The sequence below is a fragment of the Streptomyces sp. NPDC002870 genome, assembly GCF_042888505.1.
In the GTDB taxonomy this organism is placed as follows: Bacteria; Actinomycetota; Actinomycetes; order Streptomycetales; family Streptomycetaceae; genus Streptomyces.
The window spans coordinates 47,937-72,955 of sequence record NZ_JBIAPW010000004.1; the positions used below are offsets into that span (position 1 = coordinate 47,937).

21 protein-coding genes are annotated in these 25,019 nt (G+C 70.4%); 5 read left to right on the forward strand and 16 right to left on the reverse strand.

What is annotated here, in order from left to right; translation table 11 throughout:
• Positions 1-19 precede the first annotated feature (19 nt).
• Positions 20-550, forward strand: coding sequence for a carboxymuconolactone decarboxylase family protein (locus tag ACFYWY_RS06845; RefSeq protein ID WP_389180834.1), 531 nt, complete (start codon positions 20-22; stop codon positions 548-550).
• A gap of 13 nt (positions 551-563) precedes the next feature.
• The gene (locus ACFYWY_RS06850; protein WP_389180837.1) at positions 564-1,286 is read left to right on the forward strand and encodes an isocitrate lyase/phosphoenolpyruvate mutase family protein; all 723 of its coding nucleotides are present in this window, start codon (positions 564-566) and stop codon (positions 1,284-1,286) included.
• A gap of 49 nt (positions 1,287-1,335) precedes the next feature.
• Here ACFYWY_RS06850 and ACFYWY_RS06855 read toward each other — a convergent pair whose 3' ends face one another.
• From ACFYWY_RS06855 to ACFYWY_RS06905, 11 genes are all read right to left on the reverse strand, one after another.
• Positions 1,336-1,692, reverse strand: a complete 357-nt coding sequence (locus ACFYWY_RS06855) for a hypothetical protein (RefSeq protein WP_389180841.1) — start codon at positions 1,690-1,692, stop codon at positions 1,336-1,338.
• A 75-nt stretch (positions 1,693-1,767) separates the two neighbouring features.
• Positions 1,768-2,721 (reverse strand): ABC transporter substrate-binding protein, encoded by a 954-nt coding sequence (locus ACFYWY_RS06860; protein ID WP_389180844.1) that lies wholly within the window; start codon positions 2,719-2,721, stop codon positions 1,768-1,770.
• Positions 2,722-2,747: 26 nt separating this feature from the next.
• Entirely contained in the window at positions 2,748-4,709 is a 1,962-nt protein-coding gene (locus ACFYWY_RS06865; protein ID WP_389180847.1) for an ABC transporter permease subunit, read from the reverse strand.
• Positions 4,706-5,791: a glycine betaine/L-proline ABC transporter ATP-binding protein gene (locus ACFYWY_RS06870; RefSeq protein ID WP_389180850.1), complete on the reverse strand. Its 1,086-nt coding sequence runs from the start codon at positions 5,789-5,791 to the stop codon at positions 4,706-4,708. Before ACFYWY_RS06870 ends, ACFYWY_RS06865 begins: the two co-directional genes overlap by 4 nt.
• 38 nt (positions 5,792-5,829) lie before the next feature.
• A complete protein-coding gene (locus ACFYWY_RS06875) occupies positions 5,830-7,389 on the reverse strand; it encodes a GMC family oxidoreductase (protein ID WP_389180853.1) in 1,560 nt (519 codons plus the stop codon).
• Positions 7,390-7,411: 22 nt separating this feature from the next.
• Positions 7,412-8,905, reverse strand: coding sequence for an aldehyde dehydrogenase family protein (locus ACFYWY_RS06880; protein WP_389180855.1), 1,494 nt, complete (start codon positions 8,903-8,905; stop codon positions 7,412-7,414).
• Positions 8,906-9,205: 300 nt separating this feature from the next.
• Positions 9,206-10,195 (reverse strand): malate dehydrogenase, encoded by a 990-nt coding sequence (locus ACFYWY_RS06885; RefSeq protein ID WP_389180857.1) that lies wholly within the window; start codon positions 10,193-10,195, stop codon positions 9,206-9,208.
• A 221-nt stretch (positions 10,196-10,416) separates the two neighbouring features.
• Positions 10,417-11,499, reverse strand: a complete 1,083-nt coding sequence (locus ACFYWY_RS06890) for a DUF2690 domain-containing protein (protein ID WP_389180859.1) — start codon at positions 11,497-11,499, stop codon at positions 10,417-10,419.
• Positions 11,500-11,841: 342 nt separating this feature from the next.
• Entirely contained in the window at positions 11,842-13,062 is a 1,221-nt protein-coding gene (locus ACFYWY_RS06895; protein ID WP_389180862.1) for an NADP-dependent isocitrate dehydrogenase, read from the reverse strand.
• 125 nt (positions 13,063-13,187) lie between these two features.
• Positions 13,188-14,018, reverse strand: a complete 831-nt coding sequence (locus tag ACFYWY_RS06900) for a DUF3017 domain-containing protein (RefSeq protein WP_389181518.1) — start codon at positions 14,016-14,018, stop codon at positions 13,188-13,190.
• A 260-nt stretch (positions 14,019-14,278) separates the two neighbouring features.
• Positions 14,279-15,145, reverse strand: a complete 867-nt coding sequence (locus ACFYWY_RS06905) for a bifunctional methylenetetrahydrofolate dehydrogenase/methenyltetrahydrofolate cyclohydrolase (protein ID WP_389180865.1) — start codon at positions 15,143-15,145, stop codon at positions 14,279-14,281.
• 287 nt (positions 15,146-15,432) lie between these two features.
• Between ACFYWY_RS06905 and ACFYWY_RS06910 the strand changes: the two genes are divergently transcribed.
• Positions 15,433-16,053, forward strand: a complete 621-nt coding sequence (locus ACFYWY_RS06910; RefSeq protein ID WP_389180868.1) for a hypothetical protein — start codon at positions 15,433-15,435, stop codon at positions 16,051-16,053.
• A 159-nt stretch (positions 16,054-16,212) separates the two neighbouring features.
• On the opposite strand, the gene purH is transcribed toward ACFYWY_RS06910, so the two are convergent.
• Positions 16,213-17,781 (reverse strand): bifunctional phosphoribosylaminoimidazolecarboxamide formyltransferase/IMP cyclohydrolase, encoded by a 1,569-nt coding sequence (gene purH, locus ACFYWY_RS06915; protein WP_389180871.1) that lies wholly within the window; start codon positions 17,779-17,781, stop codon positions 16,213-16,215.
• The gene (purN, locus tag ACFYWY_RS06920; protein WP_389180874.1) at positions 17,778-18,413 is read right to left on the reverse strand and encodes a phosphoribosylglycinamide formyltransferase; all 636 of its coding nucleotides are present in this window, start codon (positions 18,411-18,413) and stop codon (positions 17,778-17,780) included. The genes purH and purN overlap by 4 nt, the downstream gene beginning before the upstream one ends.
• Positions 18,414-18,690: 277 nt before the next feature.
• Here purN and ACFYWY_RS06925 point away from each other — a divergent pair, with 277 nt between their 5' ends.
• Positions 18,691-19,488, forward strand: a complete 798-nt coding sequence (locus ACFYWY_RS06925; protein WP_389180878.1) for a hypothetical protein — start codon at positions 18,691-18,693, stop codon at positions 19,486-19,488.
• A 14-nt stretch (positions 19,489-19,502) separates the two neighbouring features.
• On the opposite strand, the gene ACFYWY_RS06930 is transcribed toward ACFYWY_RS06925, so the two are convergent.
• Positions 19,503-21,218 (reverse strand): DUF6350 family protein, encoded by a 1,716-nt coding sequence (locus ACFYWY_RS06930; RefSeq protein WP_389180881.1) that lies wholly within the window; start codon positions 21,216-21,218, stop codon positions 19,503-19,505.
• 116 nt (positions 21,219-21,334) lie between these two features.
• Between ACFYWY_RS06930 and ACFYWY_RS06935 the strand changes: the two genes are divergently transcribed.
• The gene (locus ACFYWY_RS06935; protein WP_389180884.1) at positions 21,335-22,618 is read left to right on the forward strand and encodes a sigma factor-like helix-turn-helix DNA-binding protein; all 1,284 of its coding nucleotides are present in this window, start codon (positions 21,335-21,337) and stop codon (positions 22,616-22,618) included.
• Positions 22,619-22,737: 119 nt separating this feature from the next.
• On the opposite strand, the gene sucD is transcribed toward ACFYWY_RS06935, so the two are convergent.
• The gene (gene sucD, locus ACFYWY_RS06940) at positions 22,738-23,622 is read right to left on the reverse strand and encodes a succinate--CoA ligase subunit alpha (protein ID WP_389180887.1); all 885 of its coding nucleotides are present in this window, start codon (positions 23,620-23,622) and stop codon (positions 22,738-22,740) included.
• A gap of 21 nt (positions 23,623-23,643) precedes the next feature.
• Positions 23,644-24,822, reverse strand: coding sequence for an ADP-forming succinate--CoA ligase subunit beta (sucC, locus tag ACFYWY_RS06945; protein WP_389180890.1), 1,179 nt, complete (start codon positions 24,820-24,822; stop codon positions 23,644-23,646).
• Between the last annotated feature and the right edge of the window lie 197 nt (positions 24,823-25,019).

Sequence of the window (25,019 nt, forward strand, 5' to 3'; positions counted from 1 at the left end):
CTCACATACGGTCGTACCCATGACGACGAACGAGAAGCGGGACGCGAACGAGAAGCCGGATGCGAACGAGGCATACGCCCCCGAGCACAACCCCCGCCTCCCCTGGGCGAAGCTCGCTCCCGAGGTCTACAAGGCCATGGTCAAGCTGGACGCGGCCGCCAGCCAGGGCCTCGACCCGACCCTCCTCGGACTGGTCAAGATCCGCGCCTCGCAGGTCAACCACTGCGCCTTCTGCCTCGACATGCACACCAAGGACGCCCTCGCGGCGGGCGAGTCGGTGGAGCGGCTCATCCAGCTCAGCGCGTGGGAGGAGTCGCAGCACTTCTACACCGGGAAGGAGATCGCGGCGATCGAGCTGACGGAGGCCGTCACCGTCCTCACCGACGGCTTTGTGCCCGACGAGGTGTACGAGAGGGCCGCCAAGCACTTCGACGAGGCGGAGCTCGCCCAGCTGATCTCGGCGATCACGGTCATCAACGCCTGGAACCGCTTCGGCGTGAGCACCCGCATGGTCCCCGGCCACTACACGCCCGGCCAGTACCAGCACTGACGGGACATCAGAGATGACTGTCGAAACCTTCCGCTCCCTCCACCACGGTCGCGCCCCCGGCGATCCCCTCGTCCTCCCGGGCCCGTGGGACGCGGCGAGCGCCCGTGCCTTCGCCGAGGCGGGTTTCCCCGCGCTGGCGACGCCGAGCGCCGGTGTCGCGTCCGCTCTCGGGTACGAGGACGGGCAGACGCCCGCCGACGAGATGTTCGCGGCCGTCACCCGTATCGCCCGCTCGGTGGACCTCCCGGTCTCCGCCGATGTCGAGGCGGGCTACGGCCTGCCCCCGAAGGAGCTGGTCGCCCGGATCCTCGACACCGGCGCGATCGGCTGCAACCTGGAGGACTCCGACTCCGCGACCAAGGCACTCAAGGACCCGCAACGGCACGCCGACTGGCTGGCGGAGGTCCGCGCGGAGGCGGGCGACCGGCTGTTCATCAATGCCCGCGTCGACTCGTTCCTGCGCGGAGTGAGAGACCCGGCGGAGGCGATCGCCCGGGCACGGCTGTATGTCGCGGCCGGCGCGGACTGCGTCTACCCGTTCGCCGTACCGCCGGGGCAACTCCCTCTGTTGCGCGAGGAGATCGAAGGCCCGATCAACGTCGCCCCGCTGCCGGGCGGTCCGACCGTCGCCGAACTGGGCCGCCTGGGCGCAACCCGCATCACCTTCGGGCCTTTCCTGCAGCAGACGGCCGTGGCGGCGGCACGGAAGGCCGCCGAGACCCTGCGCGGAAACTAGCTGCCTCCCGGTCCAGGATTCGAGGGCGTTCCTTCGGCCGGGGCACCCCTCAGCCGGCGTGGTCGGTCGGCTCCGCCCCCGGCCGGGTCGCCTCCGCGTCCTTCGCCAGGCCCACCGCCCCGAGAAGGCTCAGCCGCGGCTCCGCCTTGCGCAGGGCTTTGATCGCGGTCACGGAATCAGCCGGGCCTTCGACGCCGGCCGCGGCCAGATGCTCCCGCACCCAGCGGCCGCGCAGCTCCGCGTCCGTGGCTGCCGCGGCCTCGGCGACGAGGGCGGCGGCGCGCTCCAGGCCGGGGCGTTCCTCCGGCGGCGCCGTCGTCAACGCGGCGCGGACGGCATCGGCGATGCCGTCCGCGTCACGCAGTACGAGTACGGAGAGTTCCTGCTTGCCGGATCCGAAGAACATGTACGGATCCTCGGCCTCAGGGCCGCACTCCTCAAGCGAGTTGAGGTACTTCAGAGGTGCGGGTGCAGCCGCAGGCTACTTCTTCGGGAGCCAAGCCTTCCACGTCGCCTCGTTGGCCTTGACCCACTTCTCGGCCGCGGCTTCCGGCGACATCTTCTCGCCGGCGATCATCAGCGCGACCTCGTTCTGCTGCTCGGTCGTCCACTTGAAGTTCTTCAGGAACTCCGCCGCCTCGCCGCCGTTCTTGGCGAAGTCCGCGTTGAGGAACTTCTGCAGCGGCGTGTTCGGGTACGCGCAGGCGACAGCCTTCGGGTCGGCGTCACAACCCTCCTTGTACTCCGGCAGCTTGACCTCGACCATGTCGATCTGGGCGTTCAGCCACTGCGGGGTCCACCAGTACGTCAGGAAGGGCTTCTTCTCCTGCGCGTACTTCTTGATCGCGGTGATCTGCGCGGCCTCGGAACCCGAGTAGTTGGTCTTGAGGTTGAGCTTCAGGTTCTTGATGATCGCGTCGTCGTTGGTGACGTAGTCCGGGGAGCCCTCAAGGATCTCGCCCTTGTCACCGCTCTCCGCGGTCTTGAAGTCCTTGGCGTACTTGTTGAGGTTCTTGTAGTCCGTGACGTCGGGGTGCGCGTCCGCGAAGTACTTCGGCACGTACCAGCCGATGTGCCCGGTCACGCCGAGGTCGCCGCCCTTGACGACGGTCTTCTTCGTCGTGACGTACTGCTTCTCCTCCTTGGGGTGACCCCAGTCCTCCATGATCGCGTCTATGTCGCCCTTGGAGAGCGCGTCCCAGGCGAGGACCTCGCCCATCTGCTGGGTCTTGACGGTGTAGCCCAGCTCCTTCTTCAGGAGGTAGCCGGCGACGGCTGTATTGGCCTGGGCGCCGACCCAGGAGGGGACGGTCAGTTTCACCGTCTTGGCGCCGCCGGCCTCGTCCTTCTTGCCGGTCTCTGCGGCGCTGCAGGCGCTGAGGGTGAGGATGCCGAGGGCGCTGATGACAGCCGTGGTGGTACGAAGGGTGCGCATGGTGCTCCTGTTAATGGAAGGAAGGTTTAGTCGGTCTTGCGGGTGGCGGGCTGGGTGATCCGGTCCAGTACGAGACCGAGGCAGACGATCGCGACTCCGGCCGTCATGCCGATGCCCATCTCGCCGCGAGAGAGGCCCTTCACGACGTCGTAGCCGAGCGCCCCGCCGCCGACCAGGCCGCCGACGACGACCACCGCGAGCACCAGCACGACGCCCTGGTTGACGGCGAGCTGCAGTGCCGGGCGGGCCAGCGGCAACTGGACCTGGAGGAGTTGCTGACGGGTCGACGCGCCCAGCGAACGGGATGCCTCGAGCGCGGCCGGGTCGACCTCGCGCAGGCCCTGGGTGGTGATGCGTACGACAGCGGGCAGCGCGTACACGACGGCGGCGATGATCGCGGATGCCCGGGTGACGCCGAACAGCGCGACCACCGGGATGAGATACACGAACTGCGGCATCGTCTGCATGGCGTCCAGGACCGGCCGCATCCAGCGCTCCAGACGCCCGGCCCGCGCGCTCAGGATGCCCGCGAGGACGCCGAGCGCCAGCGTGAGCACGAGGGCCGCGAGCACCTGGGAGAGCGTGTCGAGGGACTTGCCCCAGACCCCGAGTACGCCGATCGCCGCCATCGAGAGCGTTGCGGTCAGGGCGGTCGCCCAGGTGCCGACCAGCCAGGCGAGTGCCGCGACGAGCAGCAGCACCGACCACCAAGGGAGCCAGATCAGCATGTCACGCAGGGGGTTGAGGATCCACAGCGTGAACTCGCGCGACCAGGCCTCGGTGAAGGTGAGGTTCTCGGTGATCCACTCCTGCGCCTTGTTGACGGGCGTGGAGATTTCGTACGTCCAGCCCTCCGGCCACGCCTTGCCGATGGCCAGCCGGCCGAAGGCCGCGGCCACGACGCCTGCGAACACCAGCGCCCAGGCGGAGCGGCCGTGCAGCAGCCCGCCGCCGGGTGAGCTCTCGCCGATACGGTCGCCGGCCGCCGCGGTCGTACGGTCCAGCCAGACGGCGATCAGCACGATCGGGATGCCCGCGGCGAGGGCCTTGCCCACGTCGACGGTGGAGAGCGCCGAGTAGACCTCCTCGCCGAGTCCGCCGGCTCCGACCAGGGCAGCGATGACGACCATCGAGAGCGCCATCATGATCGTCTGGTTGAGGCCGAGGAGCATCTGCTTGCGGGCGAGCGGCAGCCGGGCCGTCCGCAGCCGCTGCCATGCGCTCGCGCCGAGTGAGGCGGACGCTTCGAGCACGGCGGGGTCGGCGCCGCGCAGCCCCAGGGCCGTGAGGCGGGCCATGGGCGGGGCGGCGTAGATGACCGTGCAGAACAGGGCGGCGGGCGTGCCGGTGCCGAAGACCAGCACGAACGGCAGCAGATACGCGAACGCGGGCAGCACCTGCATGGTGTCGAGCACCGGGCGCAGCGCCCGGTCGACCCGGCGGGACAGCCCGGCCGCGAGCCCGATCAGCACGCCGAGCAGCGCGGCGACGGTGACCGCGACGACCATCAGCGCAATGGTCAGCAGCGTGGCGTCCCACATCCCGAGCAGTCCGCACACGGCGAAGGCGCCGAAGGCGGTAGCCGCGACCTTGACCCCGCTCCGTCCGAGCCCGGCGGCCCGCCAGGCGAACAGCACACCGGCGGCGAGTACGCCCAGCCAGCCCATGGCGTCCAGGAACTGGTAGACGCCGTCGACCGCGTCGGTGGCGGTGTTGGAGAGGTGGAGGAGGAAGTAGAGGAAGAGGGGGTGGGTGTCGCGGTTGTCGACGACCCATTTGTTGGCGTCGTCGAGGGGCCCGGACACGTCGACGGTCAGCTGAGCGGGCCAGCTGCCGCTGCCCCACAGGGCGACCCCGACGGGTATGAGCACCAGCGCCGCGACGCCGAGCAGCAGCAGCTTGCGGTGGACGCGGTGGCGCAGCAGGGCGCGCAGCCCGGGTTCGGGTGCGGCCGCTTCCTTGGCGGGGGCGGTGACGACGGCCGTCATGCGACGACTGCCTTGTCCGTCGCCCCGTCCGTATCGGCGCCCCGGTCCACGCCGGCCACCACAGCCAGCAGCCCCACATGGTCGACCACCCCCACGCAGTGGCCGTCCTGCATCACACGCGCCGGGCCGCCGCTGCGGGCCACCGCCTCGATCGCCTCGAAGACCGTCGCGCCGGGGGCGATCGCCGCGCCCGATTCCGTCTCGGTCGCGTCCACGGCCGGGCGCATCGCCGTACGCACCGTCATCACCTGCTCGCGCGGCACGTCGCGGACGAAGTCGCGTACATACTCGTCGGCGGGCGAGCCCACGATCTCCTCCGGCGTGCCCAGCTGCACGATCCGGCCGTCCCGCATCAGCGCGATACGGTCGCCCAGCTTCAGCGCCTCGCTCAGATCGTGCGTGATGAAGATCATCGTGCGGCCCTCCTCGCGGTGCAGCCTGATGACCTCCTCCTGCATATCGCGGCGGATCAGCGGGTCCAGCGCGCTGAACGGCTCGTCGAAGAGCATCACTTCGGGGTCGACTGCGAGCGCCCGCGCAAGGCCGACGCGCTGCTGCTGACCACCGGACAACTGGCCGGGCCTGCGGTGCTCGAGGCCCTCCAGGCCGACCTTCGCGACGACCTCCGCCGCCCGGGAGCGGCGCGCGGCCTTGCCCAGGCCCTGGATCTCGAGTCCGTACGCGACGTTGTCGATCACCGAGCGGTGCGGCAGCAGGCCGAAGTGCTGGAAGACCATGGAGGCACGGTGGCGGCGCAGTTCGCGCAGTCGCGCCGTGTCCATGGAGAGCACGTCCTCGCCGTCGATGGCGATCGCCCCGGACGTCGGCTCGATGAGCCGGGTCAGACAGCGTACGAGCGTCGACTTGCCGGAGCCGGACAGGCCCATGACGACGAAGACCTCGCCCTTGCGCACATCGAAGGAGACATCGCGCACGGCTGCCGTGCAGCCGGTGCGCTCACGCAGCTCGGCCGGGGTGAGCGCGCCAAGTTCGGCGTCGCCGGGAACGCGGTCGGCCTTCGGGCCGAAGACCTTCCACAGGTTTCGTACGGAGAAGACGGGCGGTGCGGCACCGTCGTCCACTGCATTGTGGGCAGTGTCAAGAGTTTCGGTCTCGGACTTCAACGGGCCAGGCCCCTCTCTTCGGAAGCCGCGGACAGCAGCTCCGCGCACTTCTCGCCCACCATCAGGACCCCGATCATCGGGTTGACGGCGGGCATCGTCGGAAAGACGGACGCGTCGGCAATGCGGATGCCGTCGAGGCCACGGATTTTCAAGTCCGGTGACACTACGGCACGTTCATCTGCCCAGGCGCCCATTCGGCAGGTTCCGGCGGGGTGGTAGACGGTGTGCGCGACCTTGCGCGCGTACTCGCCGATCTCCTCGTCCGAGGTGATCTCCGGCCCCGGGCATACCTCCCTTTTCAGCCAGCCCGCCAGCGGCTGAGCGGTCGCGATCTCACGGGCGAGCTTGATCCCGTCGACGAGCGTACGGCCGTCGTAGTCGTCCTCGTCCGTGAAGTAACGGAAGTCCAACGCAGGCTTTACTTCCGGATCCGCGCTGGTCAGGTAGAGGCGGCCACGGCTGCGCGGCTTGGGGATGTTCGGCGTCATCGACACTCCGTGCGCGGGCCGCTCGTAGCCGAGGCGCTCCGGGTTGTCGGTGAACGGGATTTGGTAGAAGTGGAACATCAGATCGGGCCCTTGGGCGTCCGGATCGCGCCGTACGAACAGGCCCGCGTCGCTGTCCATCGCGGAGTTTTCGGGGATCGGCTCGTGCGTCTCCCAGACGATCACCGACTCCGGGTGGTCCAGGAGGTTCTCCCCGACGCCCGGCAGATCGTGTACGACGGGAATGCCGAGCTCTTCCAGGTCGGCGCGCGGCCCGATGCCGGAGTGCAGCAGCAGCCGGGGCGTGTCCACCGCGCCCGCGCAGACGAGGACTTCGCGCCGTGCCTGTACGAGCAGCTCCTCGCCGTCCTTCGTACGGACGTGCACGCCTGTCGCCCTGGGGTTCCCCCTGCCTGCGGTGAGGGGATCGTCCAGCTCCAGCTTGTACGCCCAGGTCTCCAGCGCGATGTGGAGGTTCGGCCGGTCCAGGAAGGGGTGGAGATACGCGACCGAGGCGGAGGACCGCTTGTTGTTCTCCGGGTGGTACGCGAGGTCGAAGAAGCCGACGCCCTCATGGAACGGCTTCTTGTTGAAGCCCTCGACGCGCGGGACCGCGAGCGCGGCCTGGGCGGCGTCGACGAAGTCGCGGGCGATGGCGTTACGGTCCGCCTCGTCGACCGGCACGATGTTGTTCCGCAGCCGGTCGAAGTACGGGTCCATCGCGGCCGCGTGCCAGCCTTCGGCCCCCGCGGCCGCCCACTCGTCCCAGTCGGACGGCAGCGGCCGGAAGGCGATGAGGGTGTTGTGGGACGAGCAGCCGCCGAGCACCCGGGCACGGCTGTGCCGGATGTGGGAGTTGCCGCGCGGCTGTTCGGTGGTGGGGTAGTCGTAGTCGAGTTCGCCGCCGAGCAGCCCCATCCAGCGCCGCAGGGTCAGCACGTCGTCCCGGCCGACGTCGCTCGGCCCGCCTTCGATGACGGCGACGGTGACGTCCGGGTTCTCGGTGAGCCGGGAAGCGATGACCGATCCGGCGGTGCCGCCCCCGACGACGACATAGTCGTACGTAGTCATGTGTTCGTTCTCCTGCTCCTGCTCAGCCTGCGAACCAGCGCACGGGGCGGGGGGCGAGGTTCTGGTAGATGTGCTTGGCCTCGCGGTACTCGGCGAGTCCGGCGGGTCCCAGCTCGCGCCCGATGCCGCTCTTCCCGAATCCGCCCCACTCGGCCTGCGGGAGGTAGGGGTGGAAGTCATTGATCCAGACGGTCCCGTGCCGCAGCCGGCCGGCGACGCGCCGCGCCCGCCCGGGATCGCCGGTCCACACCGCGCCTGCCAGCCCGTACTCGGTGTCGTTGGCGAGGGCGACGGCCTCGTCCTCCGTACGGAACGTCTCGACGGTCAGGACGGGTCCGAAGATCTCTTCGCGTACGACGCGCATCCCGCGGTGGCACTGGTCGAGGACGGTGGGCCGGTAGAAGTACCCCTCGTATCCCTCACCTTCGGGCCTGCGCCCGCCGGCCCGCAGCACCGCGCCCTCGGCCAGGGCGGAGGCGACGTATCCCTCGGTCTTCGCGAGCTGCTGCTGCGATACGAGGGGCCCGCACTCCACGCCGGTGTCGGTGCCGCGGCCGAGGCGGATGTTCTCGGCGCGGCGGGCGAGTTCACCTACGAAGCGCTCGCGCAGCGACTCCTCGATGATGAGTCGCGACCCAGCTGAGCAGACCTGCCCGCTGTGAATGAAGGCGGCGTTGAGAGCCTGGTCCACAGCGGTGTCGAAGCCCTCGTCGCTCTCACACGCATCGGCGAAGACGACATTGGGGTTCTTGCCGCCGAGTTCGAGGGCGACCTTCTTGACGCTGTCGGCGGCGGCGCGCATCACCTTCGTACCGCTGGTGAGCCCGCCGGTGAAGGACACGAGATCCACGTCGGGGTGCTCGGCGAGCCTGGCCCCTACCGTGTCGCCCGCGCCGGTCACGATGTTCGCGACACCGGCGGGCAGCCCCGCCTCCCCGAGCAGCTGGATCAGCTCGACAGTCGTCAGCGGCGTGATCTCACTCGGCTTGATCACAAAAGTATTGCCCGCGGCCAGCGCCGGGGCAATCTTCCAGCTCGCTTGCAGAAGCGGGTAGTTCCATGGCGTGATCAGGGCGCAGACCCCGACGGGTTCATGCACCACCACGCTGTGTATCTCGTCGGACCCGGCGTCGACGACTCGCCCGCCGCTCTCGTTCATGACGAGGTCGGCGAAGTAGCGGAAGGCGTCACTCACGCAGTCGACGTCGACGCGGCCTTCCTCGACGGTCTTGCCGGCATCCCGGCTCTCCAGCAGCCCGAGCGCTTCGCGGTTGCGCTGGAGCAGGTCCGCGACCCGCCGCAGCAGCGCGGCCCGCTCGGCCACCGGCGTGCGGGACCACTCCCCCTGATCGAATGCCGCTCGCGCGGCGGCGATCGCGGCGTCGGTGTCCTCGACTCCGCCCTCCGCAACGACGGCCATGACGGTCGCGTCAGCGGGGTCGAGTATCTCGCGCGCGGCGCCGGAGGAGGCTGCGCGCCACTCTCCGCCCACGTGGATGGTCTGTTGTGCCGACACGTCGCGTTTGACCTTCCGTTCCCGATATGTTCCACGCTGGTGATAGCCAGCGGACGGGTCGCCTGCCCAAGGGTTCGGAAAGCATGCGCCTCACTGTCTCAAAGTGGCCCGTATCACTCTGCCGTGGTGGGGCAGGCATACTCCGGTCTCACGAAATGCGGTGCGTGCCACGAACAGCAGCACTGCAGTCACCGGGTTCACGACGGCGGGACGGACGGCGAACCCTGCCCGGGGTTCCGCGAATCACGAAACCGCCCCCGGCAGCCAGTCGGCTGCCGGGGGCGGTCGGGGTCAGATCCCTCAGATGAGGCCGAGCTCGCGGACCGCCGCGCGCTCCTCCTCCAGCTCCTTCACCGACGCGTCGATCCGCGCACGCGAGAAGTCGTTGATGTCCAGGCCCTGGACGATCTCGTACTTGCCGTCCTTCGTGGTGACCGGGAAGGACGAGATCAGGCCCTGCGGCACGCCGTACGAGCCGTCCGACGGAATACCCATGGAGGTCCAGTCGCCCTCGGCGGTGCCGTTCACCCAGGTGTACACGTGGTCGAGCGCGGCGTTCGCGGCCGACGCCGCCGAGGACGCGCCACGGGCCTCGATGATCGCGGCGCCGCGCTTGGCGACGGTCGGGATGAAGGTGTCGGCCAGCCACGTCTCGTCGTTGACGACCTCGGCGGCGTTCTTGCCGGCGATCTCCGCGTGGAAGATGTCCGGGTACTGGGTCGCCGAGTGGTTGCCCCAGATGGTGAGGCGCTTGATGTCGGTGACGGCGGCGCCGGTCTTCCGGGCGAGCTGCGAGATCGCGCGGTTGTGGTCGAGGCGGGTCATCGCCGTGAAGCGCTCGGCCGGTACGTCCGGGGCCGCGGCCTGCGCGATCAGCGCGTTGGTGTTGGCCGGGTTTCCGACGACGAGGACCTTGATGTCGTCCGCGGCGTTGTCGTTGATGGCCTTGCCCTGCGGCTTGAAGATGCCGCCGTTGGCGGAGAGGAGGTCACCGCGCTCCATGCCCTTGGTCCGCGGACGGGCGCCTACGAGCAGGGCTACGTTCGCGCCGTCGAAGGCGACGTTCGGGTCGTCGGTGATCTCGATGCCGCGCAGCAGCGGGAAGGCAGAGTCGTCGAGCTCCATCGCGGTGCCCTCGGCGGCCTTGAGGCCCTGCGGGATTTCAAGAAGGCGCAGCTTGACCGGCACATCCGCGCCGAGCAGGTGGCCGGAGGCGATGCGGAAGAGCAGCGCGTAGCCGATCTGGCCGGCCGCGCCGGTCACGGTGACGTTGACGGGAGTGCGGGTCATGGCGATCTCCGTAAGACAGCTGGCGGTGGGGGTCCCTGCCCCTGGTGCTGGACGGCTCTTCGCACCGGTTCCGTACGCTTTTGAACGTACGCTCCGAACGTCTTGAACGACGATCTGAACGGACGTTCGATCGGACGTTCTGAATCTTGACGTGAAGAGACATCCAGCGTCAGGCTATCGGACCCGCGACCCCGTACTCCCCCGCCCCCTTGTGGCGCGGCTCACTGCTGCCCGGTGCAGCCGGTGACCCCCGTCTTGAGCGTCGCGCAGGCCTTGGCCTCGGCCGGCGCGGCCACCGCGGTCATCGGGGTGTACGCGTCGTTGTCCGCGTTCACCAGCTCGTTCTGCGCACCCTTGCCGGCCGCGCTGATCTGCACTGCGTCGCCGGGGACCGCCCGGGTGATACGGGCCCAGGCCGCCTGGCAGGTCTTGCTGTAGCGGACCTCGATGAACGCCTTGCCGACGGTCGCGGACGAGACGGTCTTGGCCAACTCGCCGCCGCAGCCCATCCCTTCCGGGTCCTTGCCCGTGCAGTCCTTGCCGCTGCACTTCACGCCCGCGGGCAACTGCGGACTGCTGGTGGCCGGGGCTGCCGACGGGGGCTTGGCAGCGGGCTTGCCGTCCGTGCCGTCCCCGCCGAGGTCGGTCAGAAGCACGGCGGCGGCGATCACCAGCAGCGCGCCGACGAGGCCGGCGAAGAACATGGTGACTTTGCGCTTGCCGTCTCCCTGGTGGTCGGGGGAGGGTGCGGCGCTCAACGGCGCGGTCGGCGGAGCGGGGTGGCCGGGACCGCTCTGCGTCGGCACGTAGGGGGTAGGGCGCTGCGGCTGCTCCCGGCTGCTCGGGTCCCAGCCGCTCAGGTCCCAGCCGCTCGGGTCCCGGCCGCTCGCATCCCGGCCGCTGGGGCCACTGGGGTCCGCGGACGCGGCCGTCCGGCCGCCCGGGGCAACCGCCTGCGCCGGGCCGAACTCCCCGAGCGCCGCCCGCGCCTGGGATATCCGTATCGCTTCCATCGTCATGTCGTGGCGCATCTCGGAACGGCTCCAGGCGCGCTCCGCGAGCTCCCACATGGTGGTCAGATGGCCTGTGTTCGTCCCGGTCACCTCGGCCAGCGCGACGATCGCGCCCCTGGGCGCGAGCAGCCGCCCGTTCAGATACCGCTCCCACGACGTCTTGCTGTATCCGGTGCGGTCCGCGACGGCGGCGATGCTCAGCCGGCTGCGGTCGACAAGCCGGCGCAGCTGACTGGCGAACTCCCGGACCTGCGGGTCCAGTTCCTCCGGCAGTGCCTTCCAACGAGGCATGTACTTCCCCCCTTGTCCCCTTTTCCCCCCGAACGGACTACCCAATGGGATGCGCAGGCCCAGGATGTCAGTTCCTGTTATCGGTGTGCACGGGAGCATTCGGGATGGACTGCACGCCCCGTCGCGCGCCCCGCCCCGCCGCGCAGCCGCCCCGCCCGTCGCGCACGATCACCGCGTGGCGGAATGGTCACCTCCGTGCCACAGGCCCCTGTCGTCCCTTGTTCGCGCTTGGCGCGTCCATGACTCTTGAAAACACGACGGCGCCCGTCCTCCCTCGGGGGAGAGGACGGGCGCCGTTCCCTTTGCACCGGATCGGCGCCGCCTCAGGCGGGGACGCCTCGATCAGGCGGACGCCATCTTCTTCTGCAGGTTGGCGTCGAGCACGTCCAGGAACTGCTCCGTGGTCAGCCACGGCGCGTCCTTGGAGATCAGCAGTGCCAGGTCCTTCGTCATCTGGCCGGCCTCGACGGTCTCGACGCAGACCTGCTCCAGGGTCTCCGCGAAGCCGGTGACCTCGGGGGTGTCGTCCAGCTTTCCCCGGTGGGCGAGACCACGGGTCCAGGCGAAGATCGACGCGATCGGGTTGGTCGATGTCGCCTTGCCCTGCTGGTGCTGGCGGTAGTGGCGGGTGACGGTGCCGTGCGCGGCCTCGGCCTCGACGGTCTTGCCGTCGGGGGACATCAGGACCGAGGTCATCAGGCCCAGCGAGCCGAAGCCCTGCGCGACGATGTCGGACTGGACGTCGCCGTCGTAGTTCTTGCACGCCCAGACGTAACCGCCCTCCCACTTGAGCGCCGCAGCGACCATGTCGTCGATCAGGCGGTGCTCGTAGGTCAGGCCCTTGGCGTCGAACTCGGCCTTGAACTCGGCGTCGAAGATCTCCTGGAAGATGTCCTTGAATCGACCGTCGTACTTCTTGAGGATCGTGTTCTTCGTGGACATGTAGACCGGGTACTCACGGGCCAGGCCGTACCGGAACGAGGCGCGCGCGAAGTCGCGGATCGACTCGTCGTGGTTGTACATGGCGAGCGCGACACCGGCGCCCGGGAACTCGTGGACCTCGAGCTCGATCGGCTCGGAGCCGTCCTTCGGGGTGAAGGTCATGGTGAGCGTGCCCGGGCCGGGGACCTTCAGATCGGTGGCGCGGTACTGGTCGCCGAAGGCGTGACGGCCGACGACGATCGGCTTGGTCCAGCCCGGGACGAGCCGCGGCACGTTCTCCATGATGATCGGCTCGCGGAAGATCACGCCGCCGAGGATGTTGCGGATGGTGCCGTTCGGCGAGCGGTACATCGCTTTGAGGTTGAACTCCTCGACCCGCGCCTCGTCGGGCGTGATCGTGGCGCACTTGACGCCGACGCCGTACTTCTTGATGGCGTTGGCGGCGTCGACGGTCACCTGGTCGCTGGTGGCGTCGCGGTGCTCGATACCCAGGTCGAAGTACTTCAGCTCGACATCGACGTACGGCTGGATCAGCTTGTCCTTGATGAAGGACCAGATGATGCGGGTCATCTCGTCGCCGTCGAGCTCGACGACGGGGTTGGCAACCTTGATCTTGGCCATGAGGTGGAACATCCCTCTCACGCTGCGGCGGGGTCGGAGATGTCAGCGACGTCAGTGATGTTGTGGTCTCGGACTCGTCGATGTATCTCGTCGTCAAGATACTCGACAGGGTGCGACAAAGCGGGCTAACGCACGGTGAAGTGCACGGCGTCCTCCAGGAACGGAACGTCCAGCCACGGCTTCGGCTGCGTCACCAGCGCGAGCAGGACGATCAGGATGCCGAGCACTCCGTACGTGACCATGTCGGTGAAGCGGGAACGCACCGCGAGCATGCCCACGGAGGGCAGCATCCGGCGCAGCACTGCGCCGGTGAGCAGGGCGACGCCGATGAGGATGGTGCCGACCCGGAAGGCGTCGGCGAAGCCGTCGGTGCCGACGATCACGAGGCCGAGCCCGGCGAGCGAGAGCACTGTGAGCAGGGGCCACTGCCGCGCGGGCGCGGGAGCCCCGCCGGGAGCGGCCCGCCCGCCGCCTTCGGGCCTGGCGGTGTCGCGGGTGAGGGATGGCGGCCGCCGCGAAGGGGCCTTGCCGGGTGCGGCGGATTGCGAGGTGTCGGGGTACCCCGCATCCACGGCACGCGCCTCGATGCCGCTCCGGTCGCCGTCGTCAGGGCGGCCGGGCCGGGGATGGACGGCCGCGGCGAGCGCGGCGGCGACGGCGGCCCCGACGTCGGGCGCGGTGCGCTTGTGGTGGGGGCGGTCCTGCCCGCCGGGGCCGGTGGCGGCCGCAGATTCGGCAGCGGCGCGGCCGTCGGCGATACCGGAGGTGTGGCCCTCAGCCCGCGGCTCGGGCGCGGTCACGCCGTCGGCGTCACGGGCCGCGCGGCCATCGGCCTTACCGGCGGCGTGGCCCTCGGGCCCCGGCTCGGGCGCGGTCACGCCGTCGGCGTCACCGGCCGCGCGGCCATCGGCGTTACCGGCGGTGCGGCCCTCGGGCCCCGGCTCGGGCGCGGTCACGCCGTTGTCGTCACGGGCGGCCCGGCCGTCAGCCCCCGGCTCGGGGGCCGTCACGCCGTCGGCGTCACGGGCCGCGCGGCCGTCAGCCCGCGGCTCGGGGGCCGCGTCCGCGGTGCTCGTGTCCGGCTCGGCCTTCGCCGCCGATGCAGTGGCCCCGTCGGCAGCGGACGCCGCGCCCTCTGCGAGCGGCGCGGCCGCACCGCGATCGTCCGCCCCCGCTTCGTCGTTCGTGCGTACGCCCATGGGCTCAGCCTTCCCGGTCAGCCCGCGGCGGCGACGGCGGCACGCTCGGCCGCCTCGACGACGTTGACCAGCAGCTGCGCGCGGGTCATCGGGCCGACGCCGCCCGGGTTCGGTGAGATCCAGCCTGCCACCTCTGCGACGCCCGGGTGGACGTCGCCGGCGATCTTGCCGTCCTCGTCGCGGCTGACGCCGACGTCGAGCACGGCCGCCCCCGGCTTGACGTCCTCCGGCTTGATGATGTGCCGTACCCCGGCCGCCGACACGATGATGTCGGCCTGCCGCAGATGCATGCCCAGATCGCGGGTGCCGGTGTGGCACTGCGTCACGGTCGCGTTCTCGGACTTACGGGTCAGCAGCAGCGGGATCGAGCGGCCGACGGTGATGCCGCGCCCCACGACCACGATGTGCGCGCCCTTGATCTCGACGCCATGGTGACGCAGCAGCTGGATGATTCCGTACGGAGTGCACGGCAGCGGCGCCTCCACGCCCAGCACCAGCCTGCCCAGGCTCATCGGGTGCAGCCCGTCCGCGTCCTTGGCCGGGTCCATCAGCTCCAGCACACGGTTGGTGTCGATGCCCTTGGGGAGCGGGAGTTGGACGATGTAGCCCGTGCACTCGGGGTTGTCGTTGAGTTCGTGGACGACCGCCTCGATCTCCTCCTGCGTGGCGGTGTCCGGCAGTTCGCGCTGGATCGACGCGATGCCGACCTCCGCGCAGTCGCGGTGCTTGCCGTTGACGTACCAGCGGCTGCCCGGGTCGTCCCCGACGAGCAGGGTCCCGAGGCCAGGGGTGATACCCCGTTCCTTGAGGGCCGCCACGCGGGCGGTCAGGTCGGACTTGATCGCGGCTGCGGTGGCCTTGCCATCGAGAATCTGGGCAGTCATGGACCCATCCTCGCGGATGGACCCGCCCCGGTTCCAATTCGGGCCGCGACTGGACAGCCGCCGGGCAGTCACCGGGCCGTCTCCGGCCGCCTCCCGGCCCCCCGCCAGGACATCTTGAGGTTGCACTTGCACAACACATGTGGTCCCCGACTGGACAAAATGTCGACCTTAATACCACGATGAGCCGCGCAGTACCGCGGCAGTGTTGGGGGGCAAACCGCTGATCTTGTGACGTTCCTCCGCTCGGACCGCGTCGTCCCCGCACTTCCCAACGGAGGAAATCCGCCATGAGCTTCGGCGACCCGAACAACCCGTACGGGCAGCAGCCCCCGCAGGGTCAGCCCAACCCGTACGGCCAGCCGCAGGGCCAGCCGCAGCAGCCGGGCTACGGCTACCCCCAGCAGGGCCAGCCGCAGCAGCCCGGTTACGGCTACCCGCAGGCCCCGCCGGTCCAGCCGTACGGCGGTGGCTTCCCCGGCGGCCCGACCGAGATGCCGGGCGGTGTGAAGGCAGCCCGCGTGATGCTCTTCGTCATCGCCGGCCTGCAGGTCATCGGTGCGGTCCTGTTCGCCATCACCGGCGCGGCCATCAGCAAGGCTCAGGACGACCCGACCCTCAAGGACGACGTCCAGTTCCAGGACCTCGCCGACTTCTCGACCGGCGCCATTTACGGTCTCGCGCTCCTCGTCCTGCTGTGGGGCGTGCTCGCCGTCTTCCTGGGCGTCAAGTTCAAGAGCGGCGGCAACGGCATCCGCATCACCACGATGGTGTTCGGCATCATCACGGCGATCCTGGGCATCTACCCGTTCGTCATCGTGGGTCTGGCGCACACGGTGCTCGCCATCCTGGTGACGGTGTTCATCGGAAAGTCCGACGGCGACGCCTGGTTCAGCCGCCCCCAGCACTGAACCAACTGAACCATTTGACTGCACGAAGGCCGTAACACTCGCCGGCCGGCGGGTTTGCGGCCTTCGGCCGTTCTCACGTCCCGGCCGCGTAGGCCGACAGAGCAGACAGCGCGGACGGCCCGCCGGGAATCGCCGACGGGCCGTCCGCAGATGTGCGTGTCAGTGGAAGAAGTGCCGCGTGCCTGTGAAGTACATCGTCACGCCCGCCTTCTTCGCCGCCTCCACCACCAGCTCGTCCCGCACCGAACCGCCCGGCTGCACCACGGCCTTGACGCCCGCCGCGACCAGGATCTCCAGGCCGTCCGGGAACGGGAAGAACGCGTCGGACGCGGCGTACGAGCCCTGCGCGCGCTCCGCCCCCGCGCGCTCCACCGCGAGCTTCGCGGAGTCGACGCGGTTGACCTGGCCCATGCCGACGCCCACGGACGCGCCGTCCTTCGCGAGCAGGATCGCGTTCGACTTCACAGCGCGGCAGGCCTTCCAGGCGAAGGCGAGCTCCGCCAGCTGCTCGCCGGACAGCGCCTCGCCCGTGGCGAGCGTCCAGTTGGCCGGGTCGTCGCCCTCCGCCTGGAAGGCGTCGGACTCCTGTAGCAGCGCACCGCCGGAGACCGGCTTGAGGTCGCCGGGCTGCAGCGGGGTGCCCTCCACCCGCAGGACGCGGATGTTCTTCTTCCGGGCCAGGACCTCTACCGCTCCGTCCTCGTACGCCGGTGCGGCGATGACCTCGGTGAAGATGTCCGCGACCTGCTCGGCCATCGCCACGCTGACCGGGCGGTTGACGGCGATCACGCCGCCGAACGCGGAGAGCGGGTCGCAGGCGTGCGCCTTGCGGTGCGCCTCGGCGACGTCCGCGCCGATCGCGATGCCGCACGGGTTGGCGTGCTTGATGATCGCGACGCAGGGCTCCTCGTGGTCGAAGGCGGCACGGCGCGCCGCCTCGGTGTCCACGTAGTTGTTGAAGGACATCTCCTTGCCGTGCAGCTGCTCGGCGTTGGCGAGCCCGCCCGGCCGCCCGTCGGTGTAGAGCGCGGCGGCCTGGTGAGGGTTCTCGCCGTACCGAAGGGTGGCCTTGCGCTCCCACGCGCCGGCCAGGAACTCGGGCAGGGTCGCGCCCTCCTCGGGGGCGTACGCGTTGGTGAACCAGGACGCGACGGCCACGTCGTACGCGGCGGTGTGCTGGAACGCTTCCGCGGCCAGACGCTTGCGCGCGGCCAGGTCGAAGCCGCCGGCCTTGACGGCGTCGAGCACATCGCCGTACCGCGCCGGGCTGGTGACGACCGCGACCGACGGATGATTCTTCGCCGCCGCGCGGACCATCGACGGGCCGCCGATGTCGATCTGCTCGACGCACTCGTCAGGGGCGGCGCCGGAGCGAACGGTCTCCTGGAAGGGATACAGGTTCACGACGACGAGGCCGAACGGCTCCACGCCCAGCTCGGCGAGCTGCTCACGGTGCGACTCGAGCCGCAGGTCGGCGAGGATCCCGGCGTGCACGCGCGGGTGCAGCGTCTTGACCCGGCCGTCCAGACACTCGGGGAAGCCGGTGAGCTCCTCGACCTTGGTGACCGGCACCCCGGCCGCGGCGATCTTCGCGGCCGTCGAGCCCGTGGAGACCAGCTCCACGCCCGCCTCGTGCAGCCCGCGTGCGAGCTCCTCAAGACCCGTCTTGTCATACACACTGACCAGCGCTCGCCGGACGGCTCGCTTCGCAGCAGCCTCAACAGTCACGGGATAACTACCTTTCGTCCCTCAATGCGGTAGCCGTTACGGGCCAGACGCCCCACGACCTCGACGAGCAGCCGTCGCTCGACTTCTTTGATGCGCTCATGAAGAGCGTCTTCGTCGTCCTCATCCCGTACCTCGACCACGCCCTGCGCGATGATCGGGCCGGTGTCGACGCCGTCGTCGACGAAGTGGACGGTGCACCCGGTGACCTTGGCGCCGTACGCGAGCGCGTCGCGCACACCGTGGGCCCCGGGGAAGCTGGGCAGCAGGGCGGGATGCGTATTGACGCATCGACCGCCGAAGCGGGCGAGGAATTCCTTCCCCACGATCTTCATGAAGCCGGCCGAGACGACCAGATCCGGTTCGTACGCTGCGATGGCCTCGGTGAGTGCGTGGTCCCAGGCGTCGCGGCTCTCGTAGTCCTTCACCTTGCACACGAAAGTGGGCAGTCCGGCGCGCTCCGCGCGCTCGAGTCCGGCGATCCGGTCCCGGTCGGCCCCGACGGCGACGACGCGTGCACCGAAGCCCTGCGGATCCTCGTCGATCGCGTCGAGCAGGGCCTGGAGGTTCGTGCCGGACCCGGAGACAAGGACGACAAGGCGTGCGGGACGGCGGGAGGGGGGCGGGGAGGCCACGTCGGGTCTCTTTCTCGCGGGTGCGGTACGGCTGGCGGTGCGGCTTGCCGTAACCGCTTGCTGTGCGGCTTTGTGTGGTCGTACGAACGAATCGCGCCCCCCAATAGGGGAACTCTACGAAGGGGCCGACCGTCAGCAACGATACCGGCACACAGAACGGCCCCCACGGGACGGGGGCGGGGCCGGGAGGTAGCGTCAGGGGACAGTCCCGTCCTCTGACGGGCACTACGACACAAGACCCCATGTGCGCTGGGTCTGAGGGGAAGACGTTCACCACATGCCGGACCGACGCCGCCGTACGGACCTCCTGTTGCCGCGGGAGCGCCAGTCCACGGACGACAACAACCCCTTCGCGCCGCCGCCCGAGGGCAGGCCGGACCAGCCCTGGCAGCCGCGCCGCCCGGCGAACGACGGCAATGACGCCGACGACTCCTCCTCATCCGACTCGTCAGGCTCGTCCGACCCCTCCGGGTCCTCGGGCTCCTCCTCGGGCGGAGAGGGCTCCGGCTGGGGCAGCCAGTGGAGCAGCCGCCAGCCGGGTCGCTCCTCGGGCGGTGGCTTCGGCGGCCGCCCCGGCGGCCAGAACGGTCAGAACGGCCAGAACGGCGGCGGCCGGCAGGGCCCGGACAGCGGCTCCCCCGGCGGCCTCCGCTGGGACCCGACGGACCCGGCCCAGCGCAGGGCGCGCTATGCGCTGCTGTCGGGCATGTGGGCGTTCTTCTTCGCGCTGTTCGACTTCCCGGAGATCGCGCTGCTGCTGGGCGCGCTGGCGCTGTACTGGAGCATCAGCTCCCTGCGCGCCAAGCCCCAACCCCGCGCAACGGACGCGGTGACGTCACCCCAGCCGCCGCAGCCGACGCCGCCGACCTCGAAAAAGCCCCAGCTGACGGCGGCCGTGAGCGGCCTGGTGATGGCGAGCATCGCGCTGGTCATCGTGGCGGGGTCGTTCACGGCGCAGCTCGTCTACCGGGACTACTACACCTGCGTGAACGACGCCCTGACGAAGTCGGGCCAGCTCGCCTGCAACGACCTGCTCCCGGACCCGCTGCGCGGCGTGATCGGCGTCAAGGAGTAGCCCGCCCGGGCAGTTCACCGGGGGGGCGGGGGTTCGGCTCCCTCCCCCGGCGGCTCGGTTGCAGCCGACGGCTCGGCTGCGGCCGGCGGATCAGTTGCCGTCGGTGGCTCAGGCAGCGCCGACTCCCGCTCCCGCTCCGGCGTCGCCACCGGCTGAAGCCCCGCCGTCAAACTCCCCGATGCCTCCTTGAGCACCGCCGCCGGCTCCTCCCTGCTCTCCCTCTCCGCCCAGGAACCCGACGGCAGGAAGTCGTACGCCTCCGCCGCCCCATCGTCGTCGTCCGCCTCCGCCGCCCCGTCGTCGTCCGGCTCCGGCGGCCCGTCGTCGTCCGGCTCCGGCGGCCCGTCGTCGTCCGGCTCCGGCGGCCCGGCCGGCGCGGGCACCGAGGGCACCGGTGCCGCAGCCCCCGAGGCCGGCTCGGGCACCGGCTCCACCGCCCCGCGCCTCCACCAGCGCCCCGGCACCCGCACTCGCCACGCCCGCACCCCCAGCGCCCCCGGCACCGCGATACCCGCCGTCCATGCCAGCGCCGCCGCCCCCGTCAGCCACCACACCGGGCCGAACGCGGCCAGCCGGTCCGTGCCCATCGGGCCGCCCGCGGCCGCCGCCATCAGGGCCGTCAGGACCCCGCAGCCCACCGCACCCAGGAGCGCCGTCAGCGCGGTCTCGCGAACGCCCCACGCGCTCTCCCGTGCCCCGTGCCGCGGCGCCGCCGCCCGTACCGTGAAGCACGCGATCACCACCCCCGCCACCACCGGCACAGCCACCGCCGCCCAGTGCAGCGGCGTCCCCCGCCCCACGCCCGGGACCGCGGCAAGCAGCGGAAAATGCGGCAGCGCGGGGTCCCCAGCCAGCGCGAGCGGGGTGGCCGTCGCACCCGTACCGAGCGCGAAACCTGGCCCGAGTCCGTACGCAGCACCCCACACCGCTGCGTTCGGCACCAGCGCGAACCCCAGCAGCAGCACCGCGAGCCGCCCCGACCACGGCTCCGCCAGGCGCAGGAACGAATCCTGCACCGCGCCCGAGTGCAGGACCAGTGACACCGCGACCACCAGCGCCCCGCCGCCCAGCAGCGCCAGCGCCCCCGCCGCGGCGGACCGCAGCGCGACCGCCCCCCGGGTACGGGCGAGCGCCTCCCTTACCCGCCCGGGCAGCCAGGCGGGCAGCGGCGCGTGCGGCCTGCCGCTCGCCGTCCACACCCCGGCCGCCGCCGCGAGCGCGGTCACCAGCGGGAGATGGAACAGCGCGCTCAGCGGATCCGCCGCCAGCGGCCCGTCCGCCGTGTAGACCGCCGCACCCGCGCCGACCAGGAGATAACCCGCCGTCACCGCGCACAGCGCACCCGGCGCCGACGGCCGCAGCCGCCCCTCGCCCAGCTCCAGCGCGTCGCGCGCCGCCCGGTACACCAGCCAGGCCGGCAGCGCGACGAACAGCAGCGGCACGACCCCCACCGGCGCCGGGGCCCCGGAGAGCGTTTCGGCGCGTACGAGCTCGGTGCCGTGGGCCAGCAGCCACAGCACGGCGACGAGGCGCAGCGCCCCGTCGGGGCCGTTGTCCGGGTACGGAGAGCTGATCCACAGCGCCATCACCACAAGGGCGAGCGCGCCCAGCCCGAGCCCCGCCGCCATCGCCCCGCGCATGAAGGACGCGGCCAGGGCGGGCACAGGGCCGCCCTGCACGGGTACCGCCGTCTGCGGTACAGAAGGGCTGTGATCGGTCAATTGGGTCACGCGGCCATGCTGCCAACGACACGCGCCGTAATCGCGTAACAAGCGATCACCCGTTGTGTCGTTCAATATACGTTTATGTACTTTCTTGTCGAGTGCAGTGCTGCCGGGAGCCCTTCATGACTCAGAGCACCACACGCTCCGTGCACCCCCCGCTGCCCTCCCCCATGGAACGGCGCAGGCGGCGTGAGGCGAAGTTCCTGAGCGAGGAGGAAGCCGCGACCGTGATCGGCGTCACGCGGGCGACGATCAGGTCCTGGGAGACCGGCCGCACCAGCCCAAGGGGGCGCAACCGCGAGCTGTACGCGCGCCTGCTCGCCGACCCTGCCGAGAGAATCAGGGAGTACGGGGATTCCGGGGAGTACGGGGGCTCCGGGGAGTACAGGGATTCCGCAGAGTACGGGGACTCCTGGGAGTACGGGGATCCCTGGGAGTACGGCGCATTGTCCACCCGGCAGTGCGAAAACCCCGCCGAGCGCACGGCCGAACGGCCCACGGTCCCGGCAGACCCCGCCCCGCCGCACCCCGACCTGCCTGGATCACCGGCCCCCGCCGCCCGGGAGGCCCCGCCGCCGAAGCCGCCGGAAGAGCCGGCACTCCCCGAGTTCACCCCCGCCGAGGCCTTCGACGCGCTCTACGAGTTCGCCGCCCCCGCCCTCGTACGCCAGACCTACCTGCTCACCGGCCGGCTCCGGCTGTCCCACGAGTCGGTCGAGCGCGCCTTCCATCTCGCCTGGCAGCAGTGGCCCAAGGTCGCCGTCGACCGGGACCCCGCGGGCTGGGTACGGGCCGCCGCGTACGAATACGCCATCTCCCCCTGGCAGCGGCTGCGGCCCGCCCACCGGCACCCCGACGCCCCCCGCGTCGAGCGGGACCCGCACCGGCTGCTCGACGCGCTGCAGGAACTGCCTCCGTCGTACCGCCACACGCTGCTGCTCTACGACGGCCTCGGCCTCGATCTCCCCGAGACGGCCGCCGAGACCGAGGCGAGCACCCCCGCCGCGGCCAACCGCCTGATGCACGCGCGGGCCGCCCTCGCCGAGCGAGTGCCTGAGGTCGGCGTGCCCGAAACGCTGCACGAGCAGCTCACGGCCCTCGCGGACGCCTGCCCGGTGCCGCGGCTGAGCTCCGCCGGCGCGGTACGTACGGGCTGCGAGCGCCGGGCCCGGTTCTGGACGCGAACCGCCATAACCGTCACCACACTGATCATCGGCGCCACTGCCTACACCCTGGCCACCGCGCCGACGCGGTACGAACCCCCGATCGCCCCCGGGCAGCAAGTCGGTGGCGTACCGCCGCACAGCGGGCCGCAGCTGCTGACCCCGCGGGTCGTGGAGCTGCGCGCGAAGCTGCTCGCCGAGCCGGCATACGGTCCGGAACGACTACTGCCGCAGGAGCGCTGACTCAGGTGCGCAGGTGAGCAGCTGAGCAGCGAGCAGCTCAGTACGCGAGTGGGCCCGCCCCTCACAGGATTCACCTGGAGGTGCGGGCCCACTCGTACGTGACGTACCTGCCGCGAAGGTCAGGCGCCCAGGATCTCGCGCGCCAGCTTGGCCGTCTCGGTCGGCGTCTTGCCGACCCTGACGCCGGCGGCCTCGAGGGCCTCCTGCTTCGCCGCGGCCGTGCCGGAGGAGCCGGAGACGATGGCGCCGGCGTGGCCCATGGTCTTGCCCTCGGGGGCGGTGAAGCCCGCGACGTAACCGACGACCGGCTTGGTGACGTTCTTCGAGATGAAGTCCGCCGCACGCTCCTCGGCGTCGCCGCCGATCTCGCCGATCATCACGATCAGCTCGGTCTCCGGGTCGGCCTCGAACGCGGCCAGCGCGTCGATGTGGGTCGTGCCGATGACCGGGTCGCCACCGATGCCGACGGCCGAGGAGAAGCCGATGTCACGGAGCTCGTACATCATCTGGTAGGTCAGCGTGCCGGACTTGGACACGAGACCGATGCGGCCGGGCTTGGTGATGTCGCCCGGGATGATGCCGGCGTTGGACTGGCCGGGGGTGATCAGGCCGGGGCAGTTCGGACCGATGATCCGGGTCTTGTTGCCCTTGGCGGTCGCGTACGCCCAGAAGGCTGCGGAGTCGTGGACCGCGATGCCCTCGGTGATGACGACCGCGAGGCCGATCTCCGCGTCGATCGCCTCGACGACGGCGGCCTTGGCGAAGGCCGGCGGCACGAAGAGGACGGAGACGTCGGCCCCGGTCTTCTCCATCGCCTCGGCGACGGAGCCGAAGACCGGCACCTCGGTGCCGTCGAAGTCGACGGTCGTGCCCGCCTTGCGCGGGTTGACGCCACCGACGATGTTGGTGCCGTCGTTCAGCATGAGCTTGGTGTGCTTCATGCCCGTGGCGCCGGTCATGCCCTGGACGATGACCTTGCTGTCCTTGGTGAGGAAGATAGCCATGGTTCTGGAGTCCCTCTTCCCTTACTTCGCGGCCGCGAGCTCGGCGGCCTTGTCGGCCGCGCCGTCCATGGTGTCCACGCGCTGCACGAGCGGGTGGTTGGCGTCGGAAAGGATCTTGCGACCCAGCTCCGCGTTGTTGCCGTCGAGGCGCACGACCAGCGGCTTGGTGACGTCCTCGCCCTTGGACTTGAGCAGCGCCAGGGCCTGCACAATGCCGTTGGCGACCTCGTCGCACGCGGTGATGCCACCGAAGACGTTGACGAAGACGGACTTGACGTCCGGGTCGCCGAGGATGATCTCGAGGCCGTTCGCCATGACCTCTGCGGAGGCGCCGCCGCCGATGTCGAGGAAGTTCGCGGGCTTCACGCCGCCGTGGTTCTCACCGGCGTACGCGACGACGTCGAGGGTCGACATGACCAGACCCGCGCCGTTACCGATGATGCCGACCTCGCCGTCGAGCTTGACGTAGTTGAGGTTCTTGGCCTTGGCGGCAGCCTCGAGCGGGTTGGCTGCGTCCTTGTCCTCCAGCGGCGCGTGCTCGGGCTGACGGAAGTCCGCGTTCTCGTCGAGCGAGACCTTGCCGTCGAGCGCGATGACACGGCCGTCGGCGACCTTGGCCAGCGGGTTGACCTCGACGAGGAGCGCGTCCTCTTCGATGAAGGTCTTCCACAGGGTCACCATGATGTCGGCGACCTGGTCGGCGACATCGGCCGGGAACTTCGCGGCCGCGACGATCTCGCGGGCCTTGTCGAGGTCGACGCCCTCGTTGGCGTTGACCGGGATCTTCGCGAGGGCCTCGGGGTTCTCCTCCGCGACGACCTCGATCTCCACGCCGCCCTGGACCGAAGCCATGGCCAGGAAGGTGCGGTTGGTGCGGTCGAGGAGGTACGAGACGTAGTACTCCTCGGCAATCTCCGGCGCGGTCTCCGCGAGCATGACCTTGTGGACCGTGTGGCCCTTGATGTCCATGCCCAGAATCTGGCCGGCCTTCTCGACCGCGTCGTCCGGGTCGGAGGCGAGCTTGACGCCGCCGGCCTTGCCGCGGCCGCCGACCTTCACCTGCGCCTTGACGACCGACCGGCCGCCCAGACGCTCGGTCACCGCGCGCGCCGCCTCAGGCGTGTCGATGACTTCACCGGCCAGCACCGGTACACCGTGCTTGGCGAAGAGGTCCCTCGCCTGGTACTCGAACAGGTCCACGCGCGTCCGTCCCTTTTCTGATGATCGCGGTTCGTTGTCTGCGTGGGCGTGCCGCGAAGGGCAACGTGACTGCGCTGTCACAAGGGAGGCGTACACGGTGTCCGTGACGCGGCATGTCCGCCTCGCAGGTTATCCCCGTGGGACGTAGGTCCCTAAATCGCAGCTCACACCTGAGCGGTGATAACAGTCACAAGAGC